The following is an 8,234-nucleotide window of genomic DNA, read 5'->3' on the forward strand; positions in this document are numbered from 1 at the left end:
AACCTCGGCATAAAGCCGGGGCTTTTGCTGTGCAAACAAAAATCTCCCGTTGTTGTTATACTCACCAGAAAAGGCAGGTGAGAAGGTGGCAAGACAGAGATGGGAGGAGTGGGCGAACGATGAGAACCGGCTTGCGGTACTCCAGGCATGGGCCAGGGCAGGTCTGAGTGATGAACGGATCGCAAAGCATATCGGAATCAGCAGATCTACGCTGAATGAGTGGAAGAAGAAACATCAGACAATCAAAGAGGCCTTGGGCACTGGGAAAGAGATAGCCAACCGCCAGGTGGAAAACGCCCTATATCGACTGACTCAGGGTGGAACGGTTAAGGTCAGAAAGGTATTTAAGCTCAAAAAAATTGAATATGACAATAATGGCAGGAAAATGTCGGAACAGGAATATCTGGAAACCGGAGAGGAAGATGAGTACATAGAACCGGATTTCAAAGCGATCTCTTTCTGGCTACGGAATAAGGCACCGGAAGACTGGAGGGATAAGATCTTGGCGAACCAGGAGGAAGAGGGACCGCAGGAGAATCTTGTAATCCTGACACCGCGCCAGGTGAACCAGATGAAGGAGACTGTAAGTGGCACAGAAAATGAAAAAAACTAATCGGGGAGCGGATTTGCCGGATCCGAGAAAGGTTCTGTGGTGCCCGCAGCCGAAGCAGCAGGAGATGATGAGCCGCCCGGAGTTTGAGGCGCTGTACGGCGGGGCAGCAGGTGGAGGGAAAAGCGATTACCTGGTTGCGGAGGCCCTGCGGCAGGTTAATAACCGCTTCTATCGCGGAATCATCTTCCGGCGGGAGTATCCGCAGCTGGTGGACTTGATAGACCGATCCAGAGAACTCTACAAAGCAGCGTATCCGCGGGCAAGCTATAACGAGTCCGGGCATGTTTGGAAGTTTCCAAGTGGTGCAAAGATTTATTTTGCTGCTATGCAGCACGAACAAGATCGTCTGAAATATCAGGGTCGTCATTTTGATTTTATAGGGTTCGACGAGCTGACACACTTCACGGAACGGCAGTACACCTATCTGTTTTCCCGTGCGCGCCCTTCCGGACCAGGAACAGAAGTATATGTGAGAGCCACGGCAAACCCAGGCGGCATCGGCCATGGCTGGGTTAAATCCAGGTTTGTGTCTATAACAACTCCTGGACATCCAATCGTGTCCGAAGTAGTGATCCGTGATCCGAAGGGAAAAGAAATCAGGCTGTCAAAGGACCGGATTTTTATACCGAGCAGTGTGTTCGATAATCCGGCGCTTCTGGAGAACGATCCGGGCTATCTGGGAAACCTTGCCATTCTACCGGAGGCAGAGAGAAATGCTCTGCTGTATGGGGACTGGGATTCCTTTGAGGGGCAGGTGTTCACGGAATGGAAGAATGATCCGGAGAACTATGAGACACGCCAGTGGACGCATGTGATTGAGCCGTTTAAGATTCCGTCCGGCTGGGAAATCGTGCGGGGATATGACTTCGGTTATGCAAAACCGTTTTCGGTAGGCTGGTATGCGATTGATTATTCCGGAACGATTTACCGCATCCGGGAGTTCTACGGCTGCGTGGAGGGCTCACCGAACGTAGGAACAAAAATGGAGCCGACGGAACAGGCACAGATGATTCGCCAGATTGAAGAGACGGACGTGAATCTAAAGGGCCGGAAAATCACCGGCATTGCGGATCCGTCTATCTTTGACCGGTCTCGCGGAAAATCGGTAGCCGATATGATGGCGGAAAATGGAGTGTACTGGTCTGGTGGTGATAACCACCGTATTGCGGGAAAAATGCAGTATCATTACCGCCTGGCATTCGACGAGAATGGAATTCCGAAGTTTTACGTGTTCAATACCTGTAAGAATTTCATTCGGACGATTCCGGATCTGGTCTATGATGAGAAAAACGTGGAGGATATCGACACCACACAGGAAGACCACATTTACGATGAATGCCGGTATGTATTCATGCAGCATCCGATTCCGATGCGGCGCAGCGTGAAGAAAGAAATTCCACTGGAGGATCCGCTGGACCTTTTCGCGGAAGAACGAAAGAAAGCACATAGAATAATCAGAATTTAGGAGGAGTCATGGAAGAAGGACGCAAAGTAGGGCCGGAGCAGGTCCGGAAGGCCTATGAAACATATAAAAAATATCGAAGCGGACTTGAAGCGTTTCAGCAGCGAGTCATCAATGCGGAAGAATGGTGGAAAAATAATCACTGGGAGCGCTTCCAGGGAGGGGACAAAGATACAGATTTGAAGCCGGTTAGTGCCTGGCTGTTTAACTCCCTGATTAACAAGCATGCAGATTTTATCGACAACTACCCTTGTCCGGCTATTCTGCCGCGGGAGGCATCGGACGAAGAAACAGCAAAGCTGTTATCAGAGGTTGTGCCGGTTATCCTGAAAAACAATGGTTTTGCAAAGACCTATAATGCAAACTGTTGGGACAAACCCAAGATCGGAACATCGGTGTATGCAGTGATGTGGAACCCATCCAAAGAGAACGGCCTGGGAGATATTGAAGTTAGCAACGTAGATGTGTTGAACATCACCTGGCAGCCTGGGATTGAGGACGTCCAGAAGTCTAGGAATATCTTTGTGACAGAGGTGGTAGATGCAGATCTGCTGAAAGAACAGTATCCGGATGTTGCCGATCAGATTACGGCGGGGAATCTGGCTGACCGCCCCAAATACCTCTACGAGGAGAATATGGACACCACCGATAAGGTCATGGTGTTTGACTGGTATTACAAACATGTATTCCGGACGGAAAGCGGAGGCAGCAGGACAATCCTGCATTACTGTAAATTCGCGAATGACATTGTACTGTATGCTTCAGAGGATGATCCGGAATATGCAATGGATGGCTGGTACAATCACGGAAAGTACCCATTTGTCTTTGATGTACAGTTCCCGGAGAAGGGTTCTCCGGCCGGCTTTGGATATCTGGATGTGATGGTGAATCCGCAGGAATACATAGACCGTCTGGACCAGGTCATCATGATGAATGCGCTTGCGAACAAGGCGCGGTTTTTTTCCTTAAACGCGGCAAACATCAATGAAGAGGAATTCACAGATCTTTCAAAGGATCTGGTGCATGTGTCTGGAAATGATGTATCAGAACAGACTATCCGGCAGATTGAGCCACCTGTGATCGGGGATATCGTATTCAAACAGAGGGATGCAAAGGTCAATGAGCTGAAGGAAACGAGTGGAAACAGGGATTTTTCCCAAGGCTCTACAAGTAGCGGCGTGACAGCAGCATCGGCAATCGCGGCATTGCAGGAGGCTGGAAGTAAACTGAGCCGCGATATGATTAAAGGGAGCTATACGGCATACCAGGAGATTGTGGAACTTACGGTGGAGCTGATACGGCAATTTTACGACCTTCCACGATGCTACCGGATCACGAAGGAAAATGGCGCTGCGGAATATGTACAGCTGACTAATCAAGGATTGAAAGATCAGGCTATGCCGGGAATTGGTGATGATTTATCTATTCGCCGCCCGGTGTTTGATATCAAGATATCTGCGCAGAAAGCAAGCCCGTATTCCAGGATCGCTCAAAACGAGCTGGCAAAAGAACTTTACGGACTTGGAGTATTCAACCCTCAGATGGCCGATCAGGCTCTGTGCATGCTCAGGATGATGGATTTTGACCGCAGAGATGAAGTGATCCAGATGATCGAGCGAAACGGTACAATGTATCAGCAAATGCAGCAGATGCAGGGGACCATGATGCAGATGGCGGCATTGATCGCAAAAACGACAGGAGACACCTCAATCATGCAGACGCTGCAGGAGCAGGGGGTACCGGGGCCGGACATGACGGCCATCAATACGGATGCAGGGCAGCAGATAAAAACAGATTCTCTTGGCAGAGCCATGAATACAGATAACAGCACGCAGGGGAAGGCACGTCAGCGGGTGAGCAGTGCGACGGAGGTACAGTCATGACAAATATTGTGATCAATATTGGTCCGGATACCATGAAATTATCCATGAGTGGTCATGCTTGTTATAGGATGGACGGAAATGATGTTGTTTGCTCAGCTGTGTCAGTTCTGGGGCAGGCGCTGGCAGATGCTATGTTTCACGCACCGGATATTCGGAGCACGGCAAAAATGGAAAAAGGAAATCTTTTCCTGGAAGTTCATTACAGAAAAGAACAGCGGGAATACATTAAGAATCGCCTGGCAGTCGCATTGAGCGGCTTCCAGATGCTTCAGAATGCATATCCGGAGAATGTATCTTATACATGTCAAGAAGGATAACGTTGCTGTGCAAACAAAAATTCTTGACATGTGATAATGTCGTATCAGACACTCGGGAAAGACCGTGACAGACACTCGGGAGAGACCGTGAATATAGACACCCGGGAGAGACCGGAGGGAGGTAACATGTACAAACTTGATTTACATATGTTTGACGGAGGCGCGGCAGCAGGAGGCGCACCTGCAGCAGGAAGTACAGCACAGGCAGGAGGAACCGCAACGCAGGCGGGGGGAACAGCAGTGCAGACAGAAGGAACGCAGTCTGGAGAACAGGAAGGCGAACAGTCCAATCAGCTTACGCCGGAAGAACAGCGTAAGGCTGATTATAAGAAATTCAAGGAACAGTACAAGGATCTGTACGGAGAGGATGTCAAAAAACAGGTAGACAGAAGATTTGCACCAATGAACCGCATGCAGCAGCAGCTGGATTCTCAGGGAAGGCTTATGCAGGTGATTGCTGCCAAATATGGCACGGATGCATCGGATGTAGACGGCATGATCAATGCAATCAATGCAGACAGCGCCTACTACGAAGAAAAGGCTCTGGAAGCCGGTATGCCGGTGGAAAAGTATAAAGAATTTATGAATCTGCAGGCACAGAACAAAGCTATGGAAGAGGCACAGAGGCGGGCGGAAAACCTCCGGCAGGAGGAGCAGACCTGGGCGCGCTGGGATGCGGAAACAGAGCAGTGCAAGAACCTTTATCCTGATTTTGATATTCGATTCGAAATTGAGAACAATGAAAACTTCGCAAAGATGCTGGGAGCCGGATGTGATGTAATCACTGCATACCGGGTCACGCATTTTGACGATATTACACAGGGCTTAATCACCAGATCAGAGCAGGAGACAAAGAAACGGGTGGCTGATACTGTAAGAGCCGGAGCATCAAGACCGGTGGAAGGAGCAGCTGGCAGCAGCCCGGCCGCAAAGAGCCAGATGGATATAATGGGAATGTCCAGGGCAGAGTTCGCGGATCTCAAGAAAAAAGTTCTGTCCGGAGAGGTAAGCCTTTAAGGAGGACAAATGTATTTAGAAAGCATGACTTATGCGGCGGATATTCCGTTCGTACTGGATCTGCACATGTTTGATGCAAATCCGAACACTAACGTAACCGATCAGAGTACGCTGTCCGCGGAGATGAAGACGTTCTACGATAAAAACCTGATTGAGAATGCATCCCCACTCCTGGTACATGACAGATGGGCGCAGAAGCGTGACATTCCGCGAAACGGCGGTAAGAAAATCGAGTTTAGAAAGTATGTACAGCTCGGCAAGTCTCTCACTCCGCTGACTGAGGGTGTTACTCCGGATGGCCAGAGCCTTTCTGTAACCAAGATCGAGGCAGAAGTGAAGCAGTACGGCAACTATGTAACCGTATCCGATGTGCTGCAGATGACGACTATTGATAACACCATCGTGGAAACCACTGACCTGATCGGCGGCCAGGCAGGAACCTCGCTGGACACCATTTCCAGAGAGGTCTTAAACGCCGGAACCAATGTGCAGTATGCAGAAGGTCAGGTATCTTCCAGAGCAGCACTGAAAACAGAACACAAACTGACCGTAAGAGCCGTAAAGATGGCTGTCCGTACTCTGAAAAAGCAGCTCGCATCCAAGATTGACGGTTCATACTGGGCCATCATTCATCCAGACGTTGCGTTCGACCTGACCGAAGACCCAAACTGGATTGATGTGCACAAGTATGCAAAACCGGAAGAAATTTTTGAAGGCGAAATCGGTAAGCTCGCAGGTGTGCGCTTTATAGAGACTACGGAGGCAAAGATCTTTGCAAAAGCTGGGGCAGCAAAGAGCAGCAGCGATGCGACTAAGATTGATGTATACTCTACCCTGTTCTTCGGCGCAAATGCGTATGCGACGACCAAGATCGAGGGCGCAGGACTTCAGACCATTGTGAAGCAGCTTGGATCTGCTGGGACTGCGGATCCTCTGAATCAGAGAGCAACCATTGGTTGGAAGGCCACGAAGGTTACTGAGATTCTGTCGAATGAGTACATGGTACGCGTAGAGACCGGATCAACCTACAGCGATGGAGCAGCGAACTAAGGAGGGCATATGGCTGGGAAAAAAACAGAAAATCAGAGCGTAAATCTGGACGTTGCAGAAGAGAATGAAACTGCGGCTGAAATTACTGTAGAGAGTAATGCGACAGATGCACCGGCGGTACCGAAAGAGAAAATGGTAAAGCGGCGACTGTTCAAGGATAATGACAAATACCAGGCGGATGTGTTTGTCTGCGTAAACGGAAAAGCATATACCATCAAACGTGGAGTCGATGTTGAGATGCCGGAAGAGGTGGCCGAGGTGCTGGACAATGCAGACGATCAGCTGATGGTGGCTGCTCAGAAAATGGATGAGCTGACTTATCAGGATCCGAAATAAAAGGAGGGCGCACTTATGATAACAGTAAGGAACCGAACACTGATTGTTCCGGAAGGGGAACGGGTGATCGGTACAGATTACGATAACAATTCTGAGGTGCGTCAATTCCGGGTAGAAAAAGCGCCAGGTGGGATAGACATATCTCACCTGGCTTTTCGTTTGGATCTGATGTACCAGGGAGAGATATACGATACCTGTAAGTTGGAAAAGGAAGAACGCGAAGACAGTATGATACTTGCATGGACGGTGGCAGCAACAAACGTAGCACATCCAGGCACAGTATGGATATCGTTGAGGGCGATTGATGATGCCGGTACGGTGAAGTGGGGGAGCAATGCAGCGGCCCTGTATGTACAGTCCTCTGTGAACACCCCGTCACATGCAAGCGGCATGACAGAGCTTGAAGAGTACGAGAAAAAAATGGAAGATCTGCTCTTGAAGAGCGAAGAAGCGGTGTCGCGGGCGAACAATGCAACAAGTAAAGCTGAGACGGCAATTCAGACAACGACTGAGGCGGCAAACACAGCACAGACCGCAGCAACAAGTGCAGGATCATCAGCGAATTTGGCGGAGGCATGGGCGCATGGAAAGGAAGGGTATACCGCACAAGCGAATGACAATGCTATGTTTTGGAGCGAACAGTCCCGAAAACGGGCAGAAACTGCGAAGGAACAGGCTAATCTTGCAAAAAGCTATGCTGACAGCATTGCACCACTCATGGATCGTGGGGAATATTCATCCGGAACGACTTACCAGGAAAATGACCTGGTAAAGTACCAGAACGCAATATGGAGATGTAAGATTGACGGGACTGCATCGGTTCCGCAGGAAGGGAAAAACTGGACGCTGTTTTTCAGAGGGGTTCAGAGTATCAATGAACTGGTGGCTGCTGATGCACAGGGATTACTAGGACAAGCAGGAGCGCAGCAGGTGAATGCACAGGCTTTGATTGATGCGGTGGCAGAAAAGATAGCGACAAAGCTACTGTTGAAGAGCGATGTTGTCAGCCAGTTGGTCAACGATGCAACAAAAGCAGCCAGTTCCGCTGCTGTATATGCATTACAGCAGAAACTTGGAACCGGAGATCTTCCGAACGGAATGAGTGATGTTGTGGCGGGGTTAGTAGAGTTAAATAGTAATATGAATGCTCTTACCAACTCATCAATTTCTATTCCGTCTGGAAGTCCAGTTACGGGAAATAGAGTAAATGCGAAAATTTATCAAAACAGTTTTTTAGTTCTGAGTGGTGAAGTTGATATCGATTTTACAAATTTAAAAAACTGGAATGTGTATAATATTTTACAATGTTCTAGCGGTTCCAAATATACTATAAATTTTATTGCCACTGATGAAAATGGTGGTAGTTATCACATGCGAATAGAAACAAATGGAATTACAAAACTCTCCATAAGAGGATATATACCAGAAAACAAATCTCAGATATTACGCTTCTTTTGCATTGCACCCCTAATGCCTGCATAATTAAAATCAAGATCCAGAAAACTTATACCAATCTATAAATTTATAATTCCAGATTCTACCTATCCAAAATTTAC

8 protein-coding genes are annotated in these 8,234 nt (G+C 48.5%); all 8 read left to right on the top strand.

The window, feature by feature from the left end; all coding sequences use genetic code 11:
• Positions 1–85: 85 nt before the first annotated feature.
• Positions 86–613: a helix-turn-helix domain-containing protein gene (locus DW922_RS11530; RefSeq protein WP_195715055.1), complete on the top strand. Its 528-nt coding sequence runs from the start codon at positions 86–88 to the stop codon at positions 611–613.
• Positions 600–2,078: a phage terminase large subunit gene (locus tag DW922_RS11535; RefSeq protein WP_118726651.1), complete on the top strand. Its 1,479-nt coding sequence runs from the start codon at positions 600–602 to the stop codon at positions 2,076–2,078. The genes DW922_RS11530 and DW922_RS11535 overlap by 14 nt, the downstream gene beginning before the upstream one ends.
• A gap of 8 nt (positions 2,079–2,086) precedes the next feature.
• Positions 2,087–3,958 (top strand): hypothetical protein, encoded by a 1,872-nt coding sequence (locus DW922_RS11540; RefSeq protein WP_118726629.1) that lies wholly within the window; start codon positions 2,087–2,089, stop codon positions 3,956–3,958.
• The gene (locus tag DW922_RS11545; RefSeq protein ID WP_118726630.1) at positions 3,955–4,275 is read left to right on the top strand and encodes a ribosomal-processing cysteine protease Prp; all 321 of its coding nucleotides are present in this window, start codon (positions 3,955–3,957) and stop codon (positions 4,273–4,275) included. The genes DW922_RS11540 and DW922_RS11545 overlap by 4 nt, the downstream gene beginning before the upstream one ends.
• A 126-nt stretch (positions 4,276–4,401) precedes the next feature.
• Positions 4,402–5,292, top strand: a complete 891-nt coding sequence (locus tag DW922_RS11550; protein ID WP_118726631.1) for a hypothetical protein — start codon at positions 4,402–4,404, stop codon at positions 5,290–5,292.
• Positions 5,293–5,301: 9 nt separating this feature from the next.
• The gene (locus DW922_RS11555; protein ID WP_243032201.1) at positions 5,302–6,342 is read left to right on the top strand and encodes a N4-gp56 family major capsid protein; all 1,041 of its coding nucleotides are present in this window, start codon (positions 5,302–5,304) and stop codon (positions 6,340–6,342) included.
• Between the two features lie 9 nt (positions 6,343–6,351).
• Positions 6,352–6,678, top strand: coding sequence for a hypothetical protein (locus tag DW922_RS18095; protein ID WP_243032202.1), 327 nt, complete (start codon positions 6,352–6,354; stop codon positions 6,676–6,678).
• A gap of 15 nt (positions 6,679–6,693) precedes the next feature.
• The gene (locus DW922_RS11565) at positions 6,694–8,160 is read left to right on the top strand and encodes a hypothetical protein (RefSeq protein WP_118726632.1); all 1,467 of its coding nucleotides are present in this window, start codon (positions 6,694–6,696) and stop codon (positions 8,158–8,160) included.
• Positions 8,161–8,234: the final 74 nt, after the last annotated feature.

It is taken from the genome of Clostridium sp. AM42-4, assembly GCF_003480105.1.
GTDB lineage: Bacteria > Bacillota > Clostridia > Lachnospirales > Lachnospiraceae > Brotaphodocola.

Bases quoted from the DNA above. Each gene is read 5' to 3' on its own strand.
- DW922_RS11535 (WP_118726651.1), top strand. From the start codon at position 600: ATGAAAAAAACTAATCGGGGAGCGGATTTGCCGGATCCGAGAAAGGTT.
- DW922_RS11540 (WP_118726629.1), top strand. From the start codon at position 2,087: ATGGAAGAAGGACGCAAAGTAGGGCCGGAGCAGGTCCGGAAGGCCTAT.
- DW922_RS11545 (WP_118726630.1), top strand. From the start codon at position 3,955: ATGACAAATATTGTGATCAATATTGGTCCGGATACCATGAAATTATCC.
- DW922_RS11550 (WP_118726631.1), top strand. From the start codon at position 4,402: ATGTACAAACTTGATTTACATATGTTTGACGGAGGCGCGGCAGCAGGA.
- DW922_RS11555 (WP_243032201.1), top strand. From the start codon at position 5,302: ATGTATTTAGAAAGCATGACTTATGCGGCGGATATTCCGTTCGTACTG.
- DW922_RS18095 (WP_243032202.1), top strand. From the start codon at position 6,352: ATGGCTGGGAAAAAAACAGAAAATCAGAGCGTAAATCTGGACGTTGCA.
- DW922_RS11565 (WP_118726632.1), top strand. From the start codon at position 6,694: ATGATAACAGTAAGGAACCGAACACTGATTGTTCCGGAAGGGGAACGG.